Raw genomic sequence first — 17,795 nt, 5'->3', positions numbered from 1 at the left:
GGCTGAAAGGATCAGGTGCGGCATCGACTACCTCTCCCACCGGGTAGGCCTTGCCGCATCGCCCCTTCCCACCCTTCTCAAAGTGGGTTGCAACGGATCGCCGCCGCTGTTAATGGTCGGGCGGTTCAACCCGTTTCAAGAAAGGAGGCTTCGCATGGATATTTCCTGCTTCTGGCGCAATCGTCAGCTCTGCCACCTTTTTGCCCTGCGGACACGTTTGCAGGGCTGACCGGAACACCACCCTCTGGTTTGCCTAAAAGGCCGCGCAGGACGCAGTTCGTCTGCCATTGCGCATAGTTTCACGACGGATCACCGATAACCGAAACCCCGTCCTGCACGCGCAGGCAACGGTGCGGGTCCGTCTTCGCCAGAGACGACATCATGACCATCATTACGCTGCGCAACCTCGGTATCATCCTTGGCAAACCGCTTTTTTCCAATCTCAGCCTCACCGTGAATGCGGGCGACCGCATCGGCATCGTCGCCGCCAATGGTTGCGGCAAGTCCACCCTGCTCAATTGCCTGGTGGGCGACATGGAGCCCAGTAGCGGCGACATCACCCGGCTGCGCGGGCTCACCCAGTCCATCGTGCGCCAAAATCCGCCTGCCGCCCTGATGGAGCTGACCATGCGGGAGGCTGTGCTCTCCGCCCTGCCGGCGGATACGATCGATAGCGAAAGCTGGCGCGCAGACATCATCTTCGATGACATGCTGGTGCCGGAGCCGTTTCGCGAGCGTCGCCTGAAAGAACTGAGCGGCGGCTGGCAGAGGCTTGCCATGCTGGCCACGGCCTGGATCACAGAGCCTGACGTGCTGCTGCTCGACGAGCCGATCAACCATCTCGACCTTGAAAAGATCAACGTGCTGGAAAGCTGGCTGGGCGCCCTGCCGCGCGACACGGCCGTCATCATCGTCAGCCACGACCGCGCCTTTCTCGACAATGTCACGCGGACGACGCTTTTCCTGCGGCCTGAGAACTCGGCGCTGTTTCGCCTGCCCTATGGCCGTGCGCGCGCGGCGCTGGAGGAGGAGGACGCCGCCGATGAGCGGCGTTTCCAGCGCGACATGAAAACCGCACAGCAGTTGCGCCGGCAGGCGGCCAAGCTCAACAATATCGGCATCAATTCCGGCAGCGATCTCCTGACCGTTAAAACCAAGCAATTGCGCGAGCGTGCGGAAAGGATCGAGGAGAAAGCGCGCCCTGCCCATATCGAACGATCCGCCGGCAAAATCCAGCTCGCCAATCGCGGCACCCATGCCAAGGTACTGGTAACGCTGGAGGATGTGGCCGTCTCCACGCCGGACGGAACGGTGCTGTTTCGCACCGGCCGGCAATTCATCCGCCAGGGCGACCGCATCGTCATTCTCGGCCGCAACGGTGTCGGCAAGACACGGCTGATGTCGCTGCTGCAGGCGGCGGTGACGGGTGATGGCCATATTCAGGAGGGCATCAAGGCCACGCCCTCGCTAGTAGCCGGATATGTCGACCAGTCGCTTGCCGACATCGATGACGACAGCACGCCGGCGACGCTTCTCTCGCATCGCTTCGACATCGGCGACCAGCGCATCCACGGCCTGCTCGCCGGCGCCGGCATTGACATGGAAATGCAGAAACGCCGGATCGCCACGCTCTCAGGCGGGCAGAAGGCGCGACTTGCCATGCTGGCGCTCAGGCTGGCGGAGCCGAATTTCTACCTGCTGGACGAGCCGACGAACCATCTGGATATCGAGGGACAGGAAGCGCTGGAGGCGGAAATCATCAGCCGTGAAGCCAGCTGCGTCTTCGTTTCGCATGACAGGAGTTTTGTGCGGACGGTAGGTAACCGCTTCTGGCTGATCGACAAGCGCAGGCTGGTGGAAGTTGACGACCCGGAAGCGTTTTTCGCTTCCGCCTGACATCATCGGCCCACCAAGAGGATGAAACAGAGAACGCCCGTCAGCCCAGCAGGCTGGCGAGGCGTGGATCACCGGCAAAATCCGCGGCCGAAAAACCGGTTCGCCGCATCGGGAATTCGCACAGCGCCTGCACCCCGGTTTTCGAAAGATGGATGCGCCAGCTCATCCGCTCCACCGGCGATTTTTCGGCAAAGGCCTTCGGCGACAGGATGGCAATGTTGAGGCCGCCTGCCGGATCGCGCACCGAGCGGTAGAGGATGGCCTCGATCCGGGCGAGACGCGCCTGATCCGCCAGTGTCTGACAAGCTTCGTAATTCGTGGGATCAGTCCACAGGGCCTCGTCGCGGTTGAGTGCCGGTTCGGTCAGATCCAGCGCGGCATCGGTGGCGACGCGGGCGGCAAAGGCGGAATAATCGGCTGGATTGGCAGGCAGCGGCGTACCGGGCGATTCGGCGTAAAACAGCAGCCGGTAAAAGGCCATTTCAGCAAGCGCCGTTTCCACCTTCGCGGCGGCGTAATAAACGCCTTCGGTATAACCCGCGCGGCGGAACCGCGAGCCATGCGGATAGGCTGCGCCATAACGGAAGGGCGTCGCGAGAAGATAATCAAAACCGGCGCATTCGGGTGGAAACGGCCGCTTGCTCGCCTCCAGAATATCTTCCAGCAGCGATTGCTCTTCCACCGTATCCACCAGCTTCATGGTGGAAACCTTGTGCTGCGCCTCCACCAACCGCCAGTATTTTCCCGCCGCAGCGCGTTTTTCAGACAGGAGCGCGTCGGGCGTCCAGATAGGAGAGGACATCGATCAATCCGGTAATGGTAATCAGCTTGTCGGCAGGTACGGCGCCGAGCGCCGTATTATGATTGCGCAGCCAGCTTTTCGCCACGGCCTCGTCGCCGCCGGCAATCGCATCCAGCGAACGGAAAACCCGGATCAGCAACACAGCCAGTTCAAAGGATTTGGCACCCGGCTCCAGCAGGAAATCAAGCCGCTTCATACGCGACACCGTGGGCGCGGAAACGCCAAGAATATCCGCCGTGCGGGCGGCATTCAGGCCGAGCCGCTCCGCGGCGGCGATGACAGCCTTGGTGACGACCCTGCCTTGCGATGCGGGGTCCGCCGTGGCCTTGGTGTGAATATTCATGGGTCTATCCTTTCCTTGGAAAGAATATAGCACATTCCTTTCTGCAAACAAGAAGGGCGGAATGAACGCAGGAATGACGATCCAGTGCCCAAGCCTGATATTTATCGTGTGCAGGGCGCCCCGCCCCGTCACCCCGGACTAGATCCGGGGTCCAGCGCGATCAAGTCCTTGATCGCGATAGACTCCTTTCAAGGCGCAGACGCGCCGGGGCCTGGATGCCGGATCTAGTCCGGCATGCGGAGGAGACGTCGCGGTCCACTTCAGGCCGGGATGAACCCGCCCCACATTTCAGACCTGAAAAATCAGGCTACCGAGACCGGCACTTCCGTGGAGGTGCGCATGGCGTGGCTGTAGGGGCAGACGATGTGCGCAGCAGCAACCAGTTTTTCAGCAACTTCGCGCTCGACACCAGGAATATTGGCCTTCAGCGAGACTTCGATGCCGAAGCCGCCGCCGTCTTCGCGCGGGCCGATACCGACGGTTGCCGTCACAGTGGTGTCTTCAGGAATCTTTACCTTTTCCTTGCCGGCGACGAATTTCAGGGCGCCGAGGAAGCAGGCGGAATAACCGGCTGCAAAAAGCTGTTCCGGATTGGTGCCGCGGGCGCCATCACCGCCCAGTTCCTTGGGAACAGTGAGCGTGACGTCGAGAACGCCGTCTTCCGACTTGGCGTTACCGGCGCGGCCACCGGTGGCAGATGCTTTGGTCGTGTAGAGAATTGGCATGACATTACTCCTTCGGGTTGGCGTTGAGGCTCTTATAGCGAACAATTGAATTGTGCGCAATATAATTTTGCACATTGAATGCGAATTCGTTTTTTGCGATAATTTTCACGAAATTTCGCCGCGCATCCATGCGGCAGGAACCGAAAGCGGGGGCCGATTGTTCCCTCCCCGGTTGATTTTGGAGCAGGAAAATGGGTGCAGAGGGCGACGACAAGAAGATGGAAAGCCTGCTGAGGCTGGACCAGCAGATATGTTTTGCGCTTTACGGCGCGGCGCATGCCTTCACAAGGGCCTACAAACCGCTGCTCGACCCAATCGGGCTGACTTATCCGCAATATCTGGTCATGATGGCGCTATGGGAGAAAGAGACCTCGACCGTCAAGGCGCTCGGCGAAATGCTGGGGCTCGATTCTGGCACCCTTTCCCCGCTGCTGAAAAGGCTGGAGCATGCGGGCCTGATCACCCGCAAGCGCGGGACGGTGGACGAACGACAGGTGCTGGTGGCCCTGACGCCAAAGGGCGCGAACCTTAAAAAAGAGGGCGTGAAGATCATGGCGGCAATCGGCAATGCCACTGGTTGCGGTCTGGAAGAGCTGGTGCAGATCCGCGACCGGGTGAATGCGCTGAAGGACAGCCTCACCCGACCCTGACGTAACAAAAAAGGCGGCACGGAGCCGCCTTTTTTCATATGAAGAAGTCTCGGCTCACTGCCAGACCACGACACGCGCCTTCTGCGGCACGCGGTCGTAGAGATCGATGACGTCCTGGTTCATCAGGCGCACGCAGCCGGAGGAGACGGCCTTGCCGATGGAGTTCCATTCCGGCGAACCGTGCAGGCGATAAAGTGTGTCCTTGCCATTCTGGAAGATATAGAGCGCGCGGGCGCCGAGCGGGTTCTTCAGGCCCGGCGGCATGCCGCCGTTCTTGGAGGAATATTTGGTGAGTTCCGGCTGGCGGGCGACCATTTCGTCCGGCGGTGTCCACTTCGGCCATTTCTGACGCCACTGGATGACGCCCTCGCCCGACCAGGCGAAACCTTCGCGGCCAATGCCGACGCCGTAACGCATGGCGCTGCCGCCCGGCTCCACCACGTAAAGGAAGCGCGAACGCGTATCGACGACCACGGTGCCTGGACGTTCGCCCGTCGGATCAACGACCCGCTGGCGGTAATAACGCCGGTCGATTTTCTGATACGGCACGGCAGGAATGACGTAACCGCCATCCTCGACCGAGCCGTACATGACGGCCAGTTCCGCGTCGCTGACGCCGGACGAGAACATCTGGCGGAAATCGCTGCCAATGGCACTTGCCTGCTGGCGGATGGCGTCTCCCGTGCCCGATGAGGCGCAGCCTGCGAGAAGCGAAGCGGAAGAAAGGCCAAGAAGGGAAAGAAAGGTGCGTCTGGAAAGATCTGTGTCGGTGCTTGTCATAAGGCCGGTTTGTCCCACATTTCGAACGGCTAGATCGCCGTTGTACGTCATTTGTTCCGTATCATGCGTATTGCGAAAATAGTTAACCGACCGCTAAAAGCCAGTCACAAGCTGCTGGCGGAATGGGTCCCCTATCTCTTTCTTTTAGAACGTGTTCAGATAACCACAATCTGCGCACCCTGCGGCACGCGCTCATAGAGATCGATCACATCCTGATTGAGCATGCGCACGCAGCCGGAGGACGTCGCTTTACCGACAGACTGCCAGTCCGGCGTGCCGTGCACGCGGTACAGCGTGTCCTTGCCATCCTTGAAGATATAAAGCGCGCGTGCGCCGAGCGGATTGTTCAGACCCGGCGTCATGCCGCCATTGGCGGCGGAGATGGAGGCGAGTTCCGGCTGGCGCTTGACCATTTCATCGGGCGGCGTCCAGCGCGGCCACTTGGCCTTCCACTGGATCTTGCCACGGCCCGACCAGGCGTAACCGTCACGTCCCAGCCCGACGCCATAGCGGATGGCCTTGCCGCCGGATTGAACGAGATAAAGGTAATGCTGCTTCGTATCGACCACGATGGTGCCAGGCGCTTCCGCCGTCTGGTAGCTGACTTCCTGCCGGAGATAACGCGGATCGATGCGGCCATAGGGAATGGCCGGCAAGGAGCGATCCTCATCGCGGATCGGGCCATACATGACACGGTGCAGCGGATTGGAGACCGGCAGACCATAGGCCACCGCCTGGCCTTGGCTCTGACCCTGGGGCACATTATAGCCCTGCACCTGCGGGGCCTGCAGCCCCTGGCCGCGCACCGGCGGGCCATATTCCTGATGGAAGCGGGTTCGGAACAGATCCGGCGGGCGCGTCGAAAGCTGGCCCGGCTGCGGCGGCAGTTCCGGCTGGCGATTGGAGCTGACGGAATTGAAATTGAACACTGGCGCCGTTTCCCTGACGAAGACGTCCGGATCCATCCGGGTCGTATCCGTCACGAAAAGGCAGCCGCTCATCAGGGGCAGCAGGGCAAGCCCGACCAGAGAGGCCGCCCGGCGACCGTTTTTCAAAAGGAGTGCTATCATCTGAACCGCTTCATGGAATCCAATCTGAGGCCATGATGGACCGCGCGGCTGGCGCGAAGCTGGCGTCGGTTTTTCAAAAAAAATCGAAGAACTGCATTTTTTCTCTTGAAGCTCTAGTTGCTAGAGGTGCCAGATTGGCTGTCGAGTGGAATTCAGGAGCGAAACCATGAATATTTCGACACGCGGCAGTTTGAACGGGGAACCGGAGGCCCTGACCTTTTCGGTCGGTGGCATGGATTGCGGCAGCTGCGCGGCCAAGATCGAAACCGCGCTGTCGCGCCTGCCGGGCGTTGCCGACGTCAAGGTGTCAGTGGCCCGCGAGCGGCTGAACCTTTCGCTTGCCGAAAACAAAACCCCGGTGGAAAAAATCGAGGATACGTTGCGCAAGCTCGGCTTCAAGCCCGCTCTGCTGCCGCGCGAAAAAGCGCCCGCAGCAAAGGTGGAGGCCGATCATCACGACCATTCCTCCTGCGGCGGTCACCATAATGACACGCCCCAAACGGCTATTGAAAACAACAATGCGCTGACCTTTTCGGTCGGCGGCATGGATTGCGGCAGCTGCGCGGCCAAGATCGAAACCGCACTGTCCCGCCTGCCCGGCGTTGCTGACGTCAAGGTGTCGGTGGCCCGCGAGCGGCTGAACCTTTCGCTTGCCGAAAACAAAACCCCGGTGGAAAAGATCGAGGATACGTTGCGCAAGCTCGGCTTCAAGCCGGCCCTGCTGCCGCAGGAGAAGGCCGCGCGCGAAAAAACGCCGGATCAAAAGCACGAACACGATCATGATCACGCGACATGCGGTGGCCATCACGATCATGATCATTCCGGTCATGATCACTCCGGGCATGATCATTCCGGCCACGACCACGCGGCGCATGACCATTCGGGAGACGAGCAGCATTCCTGCAACGGGCATGACCACGATCACTCCGGCCATGATCATTCAGGTCACGATCACGGACACGACCATGCGGGCCATTCCCACGCTGCCGCACCTGCCGCCGCAAACCAGAGCGCCGAGATAGGGCACGCCCATGGCGCGGACGAAAAAGGTGCATGGTGGCGCACCGCCAAGGCGCGCAACACCTTTACCGGCACCATTCTGGTCGCGATTGCCTATGCGGCGGAACTGACCTTCCCGGCCTGGGGTAGTTACGCCTTCATCGTCGCCACGCTGGTCACGCTCTTCCCGATCGCACGCAATGCCTTTAATGCTGCCCGTTTCGGCGCTGTCTTCACCATCGAGATGCTGATGACCATTGCCGCCATCGGCGCGATCATCATCGGCGAGGCGGAAGAGGCGGCTATCGTCGTGCTGCTGTTCTCCGTCGGCGAATTGCTGGAAGGCTTTGCCGCCGCCCGCGCCCGCTCCGGCATCAAGGCGCTCGGTTCACTGCTACCGAAAACGGCGATGGTGGAGGAAAACGGCGCGCTTCGGCAGGTCTCCGCCGATCAGGTTCGCATCGGCCAGGTGGTCGTGGCGCGCCCCGGCGACCGTATCGCCGCCGATGGTGTTGTCATCGACGGCCAGTCCAGCGTCGACGAATCGCCGATGACCGGGGAAAGCATTCCCGTCGCCAAGGACAAGGGCGACCGCGTCTTTGCCGGCTCGATCAACCATGACGGTTCGCTGCGCATCCGCGTCGACCGTGCGCCGGAAGACAACACCATCGCCCGCATCATTACGCTGGTCGAAGAAGCACAGGATGCCCGCGCGCCGACCGAGCGCTTCATCCAGAGCTTCTCGCGTTATTACATGCCGCTGATCGTCGCGATCTCGGTGCTGACCATCATCGTGCCGCCGCTCGCCGGTCTCGGCGACTGGGATACCTGGATTTACCGTGGTCTCGCGCTGCTCCTGATCGGTTGCCCCTGCGCGCTGGTCATCTCGGTTCCCGCCGCCATCGCCTCCAGCCTTTCGGCTGCGGCACGCCACGGTATGCTGGTGAAGGGCGGCGCGGTCATCGAAATGCTGGCGCGCACCGAAACCGTCGCCTTCGACAAGACCGGCACGCTGACGCTTGGTGAGCCTGTCGTGACGGATGTGATCACTGTTGATGGCAACGAGGCCGAGCTGATTGCGCAGGCCGCGACCATCGAGAACGAGTCGAGCCATCCGCTCGCCCGCGCCATCGTCAATCATGCCGAAAAGGCCGGCGTCAAGCCGCTGCCCGGTTCCAACATCAAGGCGATTTCCGGTCGCGGCATGCAGGGCAATGTCGGCGGCAAGGACCTGTTTATAGGCGCACCGCGCTTTGCGACTGAGGTCGGTACGCTTTCAAAGGACCTCTCCGATCGCATCTCTGCGCTGGAAAGCGAAGGCAAGACGGTGGCTGTCGTCATGGCCGGCGGTGCGGCAAGCGGCCTCTTCGCCATGCGCGACGAGCCGCGCAAGGATGCCGCCGAAGGCGTCAAGGCGCTGAAGGAAATGGGCATTTCCTCGCTGATGCTGTCGGGTGACAATGCCCGCACGGCGCGTGCCATCGGCAACAAGCTGGGCCTAGAAGCGCGCGGTGAACTCCTGCCGCAGAACAAGGTCGAGGAAATCCGCAAGCTTGCCGAAAAGAAGACCGTGGTCATGATGGGTGACGGCATCAACGATGCGCCGGCCCTTGCGGCGGCCAGCGTCGGTGTTGCCATCGGCTCGGGCACGGACGTGGCGATGGAAGCCGCGGATGCGGCGCTGATGCGCAACAATGTCGGCGATGCCGCCCGCCTCATCGGCCTCTCGCGCGCCACCATGAGCAATATCCGCCAGAACGTAGCGATCGCGCTCGGCCTGAAGGCGGTGTTCCTGGTCACAACAGTTACCGGCCTTTCCGGCCTGTGGCTTGCCGTCTTCGCCGATACGGGAGCCACGGTTCTGGTGACGGCCAATGCCATGCGGCTTCTTGGATATTTTAACCGCAACAAAGCCTGATCGCAGCCCCTCCCCAACCGGCCGGGCCCCGTTAATCCGGGCTCGGCCGGTCTCATTTTCAGCGTATTGACAAACTAATTGCGTCCAATAAATACCGCGTACCGCCGTTTTCCACGCGCGTGACAACCGATTCCACGCGAGGGAGCGCTGAACTTGGCTGAGACTGGCTATAACCGCATAGCGTACCGCGCGATCAAGATCGGCGGGAACATCGTCAAGGTTATTTTCTCCATCGATCTGTTCATCCGGCCCGGCAGGAGAAAGACGCTCCCGCAGCATCAGCCTGCCAGACGCAGCCCAAAAACGGAAAAAGCCATCCCTCGCATTATCTGGCAGACGAATTACTCCAATCGGGTCACGACGCCGATCTATGCGAATTTCCTGTTCAACCGCTGGCTGACGCCGGAATTCGAATATCGTTACCATGATGACGAGGCGTGTCAGGCCTATATCGACCGCCATTTTCCCGGACGTTATGCCGACGCCTTCCGTCGCCTGCAGGTGGGCGCCGCCAAGGCGGATTTCTGGCGTATTCTGGTGCTGCTGCAGGAAGGCGGCATCTATCTCGATATCGATTCCAATTTTGCGGCCCGCCCCGAAGATGTGATCGACCCGCAGGAAGAGGCCGTTTTCATCGCCATGAAAAGCGGCGAGATCACGAATTACTTCATGGCCTCCAGGCCCGGCCACCCGGCGCTCAGGCTGATGGCCGACCGTATTTCCCGGAATATCGAAGACGGAACGCTCGCCAGCGTCTATGACATGACCGGCCCGACGGTGGTGCATGCCGTCGTCAAGGAACTGGGGCTTCCGGTCCGCAACTACCGCGAAATGTGCACGCAGGGTCAGTTCACCAACAAGCGCGCCCAATATGCCGACAAAAAAGACGGCGCATGGTGGGCGGAGCAAGCCAAGACGTCCATCGTCAAGAACTAGGGCATCTCCGGTAAACGTGCGAAGCGGTCTGGCCGGACGTGCTCCTCAACCCCAGACGTTCCTAGACAGCGGCACAGTTCGCATTTCAGACGAAGGCGTTGAAAAGCCGGATGCTTTCCTCCACCGCATGCGGCACCACGCCGTTATGGGTGCCGGGCAACAGCTTCTTGTCGACCCTGAAACCCGAGGTCAGGGCGCGGTCCACAAAAAGCTGGTGATCGGCGTCGAAAGGTCGTTCCTCCGTGCCGCGCAACAGCAGTGCCGGACATTTGAGGCTGGGGCCGAAACAGACGGAGGAGCGCATGATGAATTCGCGTTCGTTGGTTTCGTCGAAACAGATCTCCTCGCTATAGCGGTTGAAATAGCGCCATGAATTGACGCCAGCGGATATGGGGGCCGCAGCACGGAATTTACGGCTCATGGCTGCCAGAAGCGTGAGCGTGCCGCCGTTGGAATGGCCGGCGATGAAGAAGCGAGCTCTGTCAATGCCGGGAAGATTTTCAAGATAGGTGGCCGCCGCCAGCGCATCCGAGGTTTCGTCGTAGAAGCCTGAATAATTGCCGTTCTGGCCGTTTTCGCCACGAAAGGACGGTAGCAGCACAACGAAGCCCGCTTCCCAATATGGCTTCATCAGCGCCCAATGGCCATCCCCGGTGGCGTTGCCGCCGTGCAGGAAGAGGACGGCCGGTTTCAGTGTTTTTGACGGCTGGTAGTGGGAGAGCCAGGCGACAAGTTCGATCGAGCCATCCGGCCCGCCACGATAGGTGACACGCTCCGCCCCGGGCGGTGTGCCAAGCGCCGAGGATTTCTCCGGCGCCGCCATCTTGCGCAGCAGGTGGGTGTGGAAACGTCGGCGAGCCTCCGCATAATCCTGCCGTTCCAGCGGCAAGACTTCAGGTGTCGGAATGCCCGCTTTCACGGCGGGCGGCAGGATAACCGCTGCTGACAGCCCCATTGCGCCAGCGAGCAATCCGCGCCGCGTCATGCCCGGCGAGATCGTGCCGCTCTCTTCCTGTCCGAAGGGTGAGGAAAGAAAGCGTTTGTCTGCCATATTGTCACCTGACGAGGATGGTTGCATTAGCAGTTCAGCACTGCGGCGGGAGGCTGTCCAATCACGGATTCGCGAATGACAACAATGTATTCGCAGCCATCGTGGCAATTTCTGGACGTCGCCTCGCCCCGACTGTGACGCCCAGGGAAATAAACAGGCGATCGTGCCACCCTAGCCTTCCACACCGTCGATCATCGCCACCAGTGTTGAAAGCCTGTCGGCTTCGGCCGGCAACTTGTCGGCGCGCAGCCGGGCAATGCGGGGGAACCGCATGGCGACGCCGGATTTGTGGCGGGTAGAGCGGTTGATGCCTTCGAAGGCAACTTCAAGCACGAAACCGAAATCCGGCGTGGCGCGCACCGCCCGCACAGGGCCGAAACGCTCGACGGTATTGTCGCGCACGAACTTGTCCAGCACCTCCAGCTCCGCATCGGTGAAGCCGAAATAGGCCTTGCCCACGGGAACAAGCTGTTCGCCATCCTCGCCTTCCGCCCAGACACCGAAGGTAAAATCGGAATAATAGCTCGATCTTTTGCCGTGGCCGCGCTGGGCATACATCATGACGGCGTCGATATTGTAGGGATCACGTTTCCACTTGAACCACGGCCCCTTGGCGCGGCCGGCCTGATAGGCGCTGTCGCGGCGCTTGATCATGACGCCCTCGATGACCGGATCGGGCGGTGCGGCGCGTAGCGTATCGAGCTCCTGCCAGCTGGAAAAGCCGATCAGTGGCGATAGATCGAAGCGGTCATGCGGTGCATGTTCGATAATGTCAGACAGCCGGCCGCGACGCTGCAGATAGGTCTGCGCGCGGATATCGCTCTCGCCGTCGAACAGCAGGTCATAGGCGCGGATAAAGGCGGGATAGTCGTCCAGCATCTTCGCCGTCACCGTCTTGCGGTTCAGTCGCTGCTGCAGGTCGGAAAAGGTTCGGGTGAGATTGTTGGACCGTGCCGTGCCGCCAATCAGCAGCTCACCATCCATCACACCTTCGAAATCGATCGCGTCAAGAACGTCAGGGAAGGCGCCTGAAATATCGTCGCCTGAACGGGAATAGAGTTTCCGTGTCCCACCGGCGCGGGACAATTGCACACGAATACCGTCCCATTTCCATTCGGCGGCGTAGTCGGCGGGGTCCAGCCCATCGAGGTCGCCATCCGCCACCGGCGTCGCCAGCATCACCGAATGGAAGATGGCGGGCGTTGCCAGCACCGGGCGGTCCGCCTTACCCTCGAGCCATGCGAAAAGCGGCGTATAGGGCGGCGCCAGCCCGTGCCAGAGGGTTTCGATCTCGATGATGTCTTTCCCCGCAAAATCCGCCAGCGCCTGACGCGCCAGCCGGGCCGAAACACCGATGCGCAGGCTGCCGGTGGCAAGTTTGAGGAAAGCGAAACGAGAGGACGTATCGAGCCGATCCAGGAGATCACGCACCGCACCGCGCACCTCCGTACGGCCAAGCGAATTCATCAGTGTCACCACTTCACCAAGACGCGGATCCTGTGCCTCTGAATCGTCAGCACCGCCGATATTGCCCCAGACCAGCGAAATGGTTTCGGCGAGATCGCCCACATAATCATAGGAATAGCGGAACAACACCTCGTCCATGCGTTCCAGCACCAGCTCGCGCAGCAGGGCCGGTTTGACGCTCTTGAGGTCCAGCGTGCCGGCAATGGCCGCCAGCCCGTAACCCCGGTCGGGATCGGGCGTATCGCGGAAATAATCGGTCAGCAGCTTCAGCTTGCCATTGCGCGACGGGGTGAGAACCAGGCGGTCAAGAAGGGTGGCGAAGGCTTTCATCTCAATCCCCCTCGTCCTCGTAACCAACGAGATGCAGTGGCTTGGCGGCGATGCCCTGCAATTCGCACCAGCGCACCAGCGCCTCCTCCCGGCCATGGGTGACCCAGACGGCCTGCGGGGAAATTTCCTTGATCGTCTCCAGCAGTTCCGGCCAGTCGCAATGGTCCGAGATCACCAGCGGCAATTCCACACCGCCCTGCTTTGCCCTCTGCCGCACCATCATCCAGCCGGACGCGAAGGCAATCAGTGGTTCGTTGAAGCGGCGCGCCCAGCGCTCCTGAAACGCCGAGGGCGGTCCGACGACAATCGCGCCCTTGAAGGCGGAAGGATCGCTTTTTTCCAGTGTTGCGGGCCTGAGATCACCGAGATCGATACCCTGCGAGACGTAATAATCGCAGAGCCGCGCCAGCGCACCGTGGATATAGATCGGCTCGGCATAACCATTATCGCGCAGGAGCCTGATGACGCGCTGCGCCTTGCCCAGCGAATAGGCGCCGACAAGGTGCGTCCGCTCGGGAAACTGTTTGATGGAGGTGAGCAGCTTGGCCGTTTCCACACGCGGCAGCGGATGATGAAACACCGGGAGGCCGAAGGTGGCTTCGGTGATGAAGACATCGCAGGGCACCGTCTCGAAGGGGGCGCAGGTGGGGTCGATACCGCGCTTGTAATCGCCGGACGCCACGATGCGCAGACCGTTCATTTCCACGGAAATCTGCGCCGAACCCAGGACATGGCCCGCCGGATGGAAACCGACGGTGACGCCGTTTACCTCCACCATCTCGCCGAATGCGACCGCCTGCTCGCTGCCACAGAAATCCTCGCCATAACGGATGCGCATAATATCCAGCGTCTGGCGCGTGGCCAGCACCGCGCCATGGCCAGCGCGGGCGTGATCGGAATGACCATGGGTGATGAGCGCCCGCGCCACGGGCCGCACGGGATCGATATAAAAATCACCCGTCGGGCAATAAAGGCCCTTGGGCGTGGAATTCAAAAGCTGTTCCGGCTTCATGTTCATTGAGATAGGGCCGCCCGCGCGAATCTAAAGTGCTGCGAGCATAACGCGGAACGCGCGTTAAATTTCCAATGGGCGCGTTTTTGTTTTGCGGTCGCCTCCCTGTCATTTCGGCTTTGAGCCGGGACTGTATCGAGTTGTCGCCGCGGTTTGCACACAACATCAGCGCAAGACCGACTTAGAGGACAATCATGAGATTCGAGTTTGCAGAAACGTATCCTATCGGATACATTCTATGACGAACGATTTCGAGAAATCGGCAGAGTTCGACGAATGGCTGAAGGCTTTGAAAGATCGCACCGGAAAGGCGCGAATTCTTCATCGCCTTACCGCGGCCGAGCACGGGAATTTCGGCGATTGCGAGCCGGTCGGTGGGGGTGTTTCAGAAATGCGCATCCACTGTGGTCCGGGTTATCGGGTCTATTTCACACGCATTGGCAAGAGGGTGTATTTCCTTCTGGTCGGCGGAGACAAATCCTCGCAGAAGCGGGACATAAAGCGGGCAGTCGAGATGGCGCAAACAATAGGAAGGAATGACCGTGACGCAGTTTAGCAAATTCGATGTGTCGGACTACCTGGATAGCGATGAAGCCATGCTCGAATACCTGGCAGTGGCGATGGAAGACGAGAATCCCGACGTCTTCATCGCCGCCCTTGGCGCGGTCGCCAGAGCTCGCGGAATGTCGCATGTCGCGGATGCCGCAGGTCTCGGCCGGGAAAGTCTCTATAAGGCACTTAAGCCCGGTTCGAAGCTCCGCTACGAGACCGTGCAGAAAGTCCTGCATTCGCTAGGCTTCCGACTGGCCGTCGAAAAGTCATCGAACGCCGCGTAAGGCGGCGTTCACACACCGACCCTTCGCGCCCTACTCTCCCGCCACTTCCGCCGGCTTCGCCTCAACCGCAGCCGGTAGCCGCACCGGTTTCAGCATCAGCGCCGCCGCAAGGCCGATGGCAGCGGTTGCGGCGGCCGCGAAGAACAGCGGCGTAAACGCATCCGAGTAAAGCGAGGCGACGGCGGCCTGGGAGGCTGCGGGCAGTTCCGAGAGGATTTTCGGCGTCAGTTCCTCGATTTTGCCGACGCCGGGAATATCCACCGCCACACCTTTGAGGCTTGTGGATACGATGGCGCCATAGACCGAGATGGCGATGGCAGCACCACCCATGCGGGTCAGCGTTACCGCTCCGCTTGCCGCACCGATGTCAGCCTTGGGGGCCGAGTTCTGCACGCCGATGATCGGAGCCTGCTGGCCGAGGCCGACTGCGAAACCCTGCGCCAGCATCAGCACCGCGATCAGCCAAAGCGGCGTTCCCGCATGCATCTGCGTGAAGAGCAGCATGGCGATGACGTTGATTGTCAGGCCCGCAACCGAGAAGGGCTTGTAGACGCCGGTGATCGAAATCAGCCGTCCGGCCGAAAGCGAACCCATGACGATGCCGCCAGTGACCGCGATGAAGAACAGGCCGGCATGGGAGGGGGAAAGGCCGGTGGTCGTCTGCAGGAACAGGGCATAATAATTGACCATGCCGATGCCGATGCCGCCGCTGGTCAGCGAAACGATCATCAACAGCGGAAAGGTGCTGTCCTTGAAGAGACGCAGCGGCACCACCGGTTCCGGCGCGCGCCGCTCCACCTGCACCCAGAGGAACGCGGCGATGACGGCGAAGGCGATGATGCCGAGGCTGGGGGCCGCGATGAGCGAGCCGAACAATTCGCTGCTGTCCGCCCAGAAGACCACGCTGGCAATGGTGGCCGCCAAGAGGACCGCACCGAGATAATCGATCTTCGGCTGGCGCGCCGGGCGTCGGTAAGGCAGCATCAGCGCCAGACCGGCAATAACGATGATGCCGAGCGGCAGATTGATCAGGAAAATCGACCGCCAGCCAAAGAGATCACTCATCGTGCCGCCGAGGATCGGGCCGACACTGCCCGATGCCATGATGGTGAGGCTGGAATAGCTCTGGTAACGGGCGCGTTCACGCGGTTCGAACAGATCCGCATTGACGGAAAAGATCGACACCATGATGCCGCCGCCGCCAAGGCCCTGCAACACGCGGGCAGCAATCAGACTGTCCATCGACCATGCCAGCCCGCAGGCGAGCGAGCCGAGCGTGAAGATGACGACCGCCGCGATCATCACATATTTCCGGCCGAACAGATCGCCGAGCTTGCCATAGACGGGCATGACCGCGCTGGTCGCCAGCAGATAGGCAGAGCCGATCCAGCCGAAACGCTCCAGCGCGCCGAATTCACCGACGATGGTGGGCAGTGCCGTCGATACGATCTGGTTATCGAGGGTCGCCATGAACATGGCCAGCATCAGAAACAGAAAGACGATGAGCCTGCGGCGATGATCCGACACAAGCGGCGCCACGGGGGCGGTGGACATATCCATGAAAAATCTCGTTGGCTTCAGGCAGATTTACTGTGACAATTTGTGTGCTATCAGCATATATATGTCAATGGCAAGTTTTTGACATCTGTGCTATTGCCGCTAAACGTGATCGGAAAACAGCATCGAAAGGGACGATGAAGCGTGGCGACTGAGGAAAACTGGAACGAGGATCTGCCAGAGGACATCAAGCGGATCGGCAATACGATGACGCGCATGCGCATCATGATCGGCCGCCGCATCATCGGCCGCATGGCGCTTGCCAGGCTCGCTCCAGGTCTCGAACTTTCCCATATCGACGTGCTCGACATTCTGCGCCGGGCGGAGGGCGATGTGACCGTGGGCGCGATTGCCGAGGGCATGCGCATCGATCCCTCACGCGGCAGCCGGGTTGTGGCCGACATGGTCGGGAGAGGGCTGCTGAAACGCGGCGTTTCCCAGCAAGACGCCCGCCGCAGCATCGTAGAGATCACCCCGCTCGGCACCAGTCTTTTGCAGGAAATGCGTCGGACGAAGATGAGCGTTATCGAGGACGTGATGGATGGCTGGCCGGCGGAGGATGTGGAGACATTCGCCCGGCTGTTCGAGCGGTTCATCGACCGTTTCGAATGCCGGCTCTCGCCCGATACAGACCTCCTGCCGGATCAGAAAAAATCATAGTTGGCGCTGCGATCCACAGCTTCACTTTAAGAGGGCAAGACCGTAACTTGCCGCCATCTGACAGGTTGAAGGGGTAATTTCGATGTTGACGATTTACGGTGTCTACCGTTCCCGCGCCACACGCACATTATGGCTGGCGGGCGAACTCGGCATAGCATTCAAGCATGTGCCTGTGATACAGGCCCGCCGTCTTGCCGATCCGCTGGCTGCGGATGCGCCGCTCAACACGCTGTCTCCGGACTTCCTGGCCGTCAACCCGATGGGCACCATTCCCTGCATCGAGGATGACGGCATGGTGCTTTACGAATCCATGGCCATCAATCTCTACCTCGCCCGCAAATATGGCGGACCGCTTGCGCCGATCGATCTGAAGGAAGATGCGGCGATGCTGCAATGGTCCTTCTTTGCTGCGACCGAAGTGGAGACGAATTCGCTGAAGATTTCCTCCGCCATCGCCGAAGGCCTGTCGGAAAGTGATAGCGGCAAGGCCGTGATCGATGTTGCCGGCCGCCTGCTGAAGCGCCCCTTCCGGGTGCTGGAGCAGCATCTGTCCAGTCATGATTATCTGGTGGGCGATCGCTTTACCGTCGCCGATCTCAACGCGGCGGAAATCGTTCGTTACGCACAGGGCCACAAGCCGCTGTTCGACGCCCATCCAGCTCTGAAGGCCTGGCTGGATCGTTGCCAGGCCCGCACGGCGTTCAAGACGATGTGGGATACGCGCGCGGCCGAGGCGGCTTGAGCGGTTAAGCCCCTTACCCCT

General features: G+C 60.8%; 17 protein-coding genes. 8 read left to right on the top strand and 9 right to left on the bottom strand.

Going from position 1 to position 17,795, the window contains the following annotated elements:
- Window positions 1-381 precede the first annotated feature (381 nt).
- The gene (locus HQN82_RS02400) at window positions 382-1,896 is read left to right on the top strand and encodes an ABC-F family ATP-binding cassette domain-containing protein (RefSeq protein ID WP_173614504.1); all 1,515 of its coding nucleotides are present in this window, start codon (window positions 382-384) and stop codon (window positions 1,894-1,896) included.
- Between the two features lie 40 nt (window positions 1,897-1,936).
- Here the strand turns inward: HQN82_RS02400 and HQN82_RS02395 are convergent, their stop codons facing one another.
- The 3 genes from HQN82_RS02395 to HQN82_RS02385 form a co-directional block, all read right to left on the bottom strand.
- Entirely contained in the window at window positions 1,937-2,698 is a 762-nt protein-coding gene (locus HQN82_RS02395) for an RES family NAD+ phosphorylase (RefSeq protein ID WP_173614503.1), read from the bottom strand.
- Window positions 2,658-3,041: an MbcA/ParS/Xre antitoxin family protein gene (locus HQN82_RS02390; protein WP_112765558.1), complete on the bottom strand. Its 384-nt coding sequence runs from the start codon at window positions 3,039-3,041 to the stop codon at window positions 2,658-2,660. The genes HQN82_RS02395 and HQN82_RS02390 overlap by 41 nt, the downstream gene beginning before the upstream one ends.
- 302 nt (window positions 3,042-3,343) lie before the next feature.
- Entirely contained in the window at window positions 3,344-3,766 is a 423-nt protein-coding gene (locus tag HQN82_RS02385) for an organic hydroperoxide resistance protein (RefSeq protein ID WP_003509379.1), read from the bottom strand.
- Between the two features lie 191 nt (window positions 3,767-3,957).
- Here HQN82_RS02385 and HQN82_RS02380 point away from each other — a divergent pair, with 191 nt between their 5' ends.
- Window positions 3,958-4,416 (top strand): MarR family winged helix-turn-helix transcriptional regulator, encoded by a 459-nt coding sequence (locus HQN82_RS02380; protein WP_004440509.1) that lies wholly within the window; start codon window positions 3,958-3,960, stop codon window positions 4,414-4,416.
- A 54-nt stretch (window positions 4,417-4,470) separates the two neighbouring features.
- Here the strand turns inward: HQN82_RS02380 and HQN82_RS02375 are convergent, their stop codons facing one another.
- Together HQN82_RS02375 and HQN82_RS02370 are read right to left on the bottom strand one after the other, a co-directional pair.
- Window positions 4,471-5,196 (bottom strand): L,D-transpeptidase, encoded by a 726-nt coding sequence (locus HQN82_RS02375; protein ID WP_004440507.1) that lies wholly within the window; start codon window positions 5,194-5,196, stop codon window positions 4,471-4,473.
- Between the two features lie 155 nt (window positions 5,197-5,351).
- Window positions 5,352-6,266 carry a L,D-transpeptidase gene (locus HQN82_RS02370; protein WP_004440506.1) on the bottom strand — a complete coding sequence of 305 codons (915 nt, stop codon included), beginning with the start codon at window positions 6,264-6,266 and terminating at the stop codon, window positions 5,352-5,354.
- Window positions 6,267-6,432: 166 nt separating this feature from the next.
- Between HQN82_RS02370 and HQN82_RS02365 the strand changes: the two genes are divergently transcribed.
- Window positions 6,433-9,183 carry a heavy metal translocating P-type ATPase gene (locus HQN82_RS02365; protein WP_173614502.1) on the top strand — a complete coding sequence of 917 codons (2,751 nt, stop codon included), beginning with the start codon at window positions 6,433-6,435 and terminating at the stop codon, window positions 9,181-9,183.
- A gap of 153 nt (window positions 9,184-9,336) precedes the next feature.
- Window positions 9,337-10,119, top strand: a complete 783-nt coding sequence (locus tag HQN82_RS02360) for a glycosyltransferase family 32 protein (protein ID WP_162699290.1) — start codon at window positions 9,337-9,339, stop codon at window positions 10,117-10,119.
- Between the two features lie 85 nt (window positions 10,120-10,204).
- Here the strand turns inward: HQN82_RS02360 and HQN82_RS02355 are convergent, their stop codons facing one another.
- The 3 genes from HQN82_RS02355 to HQN82_RS02345 form a co-directional block, all read right to left on the bottom strand.
- Window positions 10,205-11,170: an alpha/beta hydrolase family protein gene (locus tag HQN82_RS02355; RefSeq protein WP_173614501.1), complete on the bottom strand. Its 966-nt coding sequence runs from the start codon at window positions 11,168-11,170 to the stop codon at window positions 10,205-10,207.
- Between the two features lie 171 nt (window positions 11,171-11,341).
- On the bottom strand, window positions 11,342-12,967 hold the full coding sequence (locus HQN82_RS02350; RefSeq protein ID WP_045532529.1) for a cisplatin damage response ATP-dependent DNA ligase: 1,626 nt from the start codon (window positions 12,965-12,967) through the stop codon (window positions 11,342-11,344).
- 1 nt (window position 12,968) lies between these two features.
- Entirely contained in the window at window positions 12,969-13,979 is a 1,011-nt protein-coding gene (locus HQN82_RS02345) for a ligase-associated DNA damage response exonuclease (RefSeq protein ID WP_173614988.1), read from the bottom strand.
- Window positions 13,980-14,217: 238 nt separating this feature from the next.
- Between HQN82_RS02345 and HQN82_RS02340 the strand changes: the two genes are divergently transcribed.
- Both HQN82_RS02340 and HQN82_RS02335 read left to right on the top strand, forming a co-directional pair.
- Window positions 14,218-14,535 carry a type II toxin-antitoxin system RelE/ParE family toxin gene (locus HQN82_RS02340; RefSeq protein WP_072494132.1) on the top strand — a complete coding sequence of 106 codons (318 nt, stop codon included), beginning with the start codon at window positions 14,218-14,220 and terminating at the stop codon, window positions 14,533-14,535.
- Window positions 14,516-14,815 (top strand): addiction module antidote protein, encoded by a 300-nt coding sequence (locus HQN82_RS02335; RefSeq protein ID WP_072494131.1) that lies wholly within the window; start codon window positions 14,516-14,518, stop codon window positions 14,813-14,815. The genes HQN82_RS02340 and HQN82_RS02335 overlap by 20 nt, the downstream gene beginning before the upstream one ends.
- Window positions 14,816-14,845: 30 nt before the next feature.
- Here the strand turns inward: HQN82_RS02335 and HQN82_RS02330 are convergent, their stop codons facing one another.
- On the bottom strand, window positions 14,846-16,375 hold the full coding sequence (locus HQN82_RS02330; protein WP_006700017.1) for an MDR family MFS transporter: 1,530 nt from the start codon (window positions 16,373-16,375) through the stop codon (window positions 14,846-14,848).
- A 141-nt stretch (window positions 16,376-16,516) separates the two neighbouring features.
- Between HQN82_RS02330 and HQN82_RS02325 the strand changes: the two genes are divergently transcribed.
- A complete protein-coding gene (locus tag HQN82_RS02325) occupies window positions 16,517-17,032 on the top strand; it encodes a MarR family winged helix-turn-helix transcriptional regulator (RefSeq protein ID WP_004440484.1) in 516 nt (171 codons plus the stop codon).
- A gap of 82 nt (window positions 17,033-17,114) precedes the next feature.
- Complete coding sequence (locus HQN82_RS02320) at window positions 17,115-17,774, top strand: glutathione S-transferase family protein (RefSeq protein WP_107340977.1); 660 nt, start codon at window positions 17,115-17,117, stop codon at window positions 17,772-17,774.
- Window positions 17,775-17,795 lie beyond the last annotated feature (21 nt).

This window comes from Agrobacterium pusense, from assembly GCF_013285525.1.
In the GTDB taxonomy this organism is placed as follows: domain Bacteria; phylum Pseudomonadota; class Alphaproteobacteria; order Rhizobiales; family Rhizobiaceae; genus Agrobacterium; species Agrobacterium pusense.
This window is presented reverse-complemented; position numbering and strand designations above follow the sequence as displayed.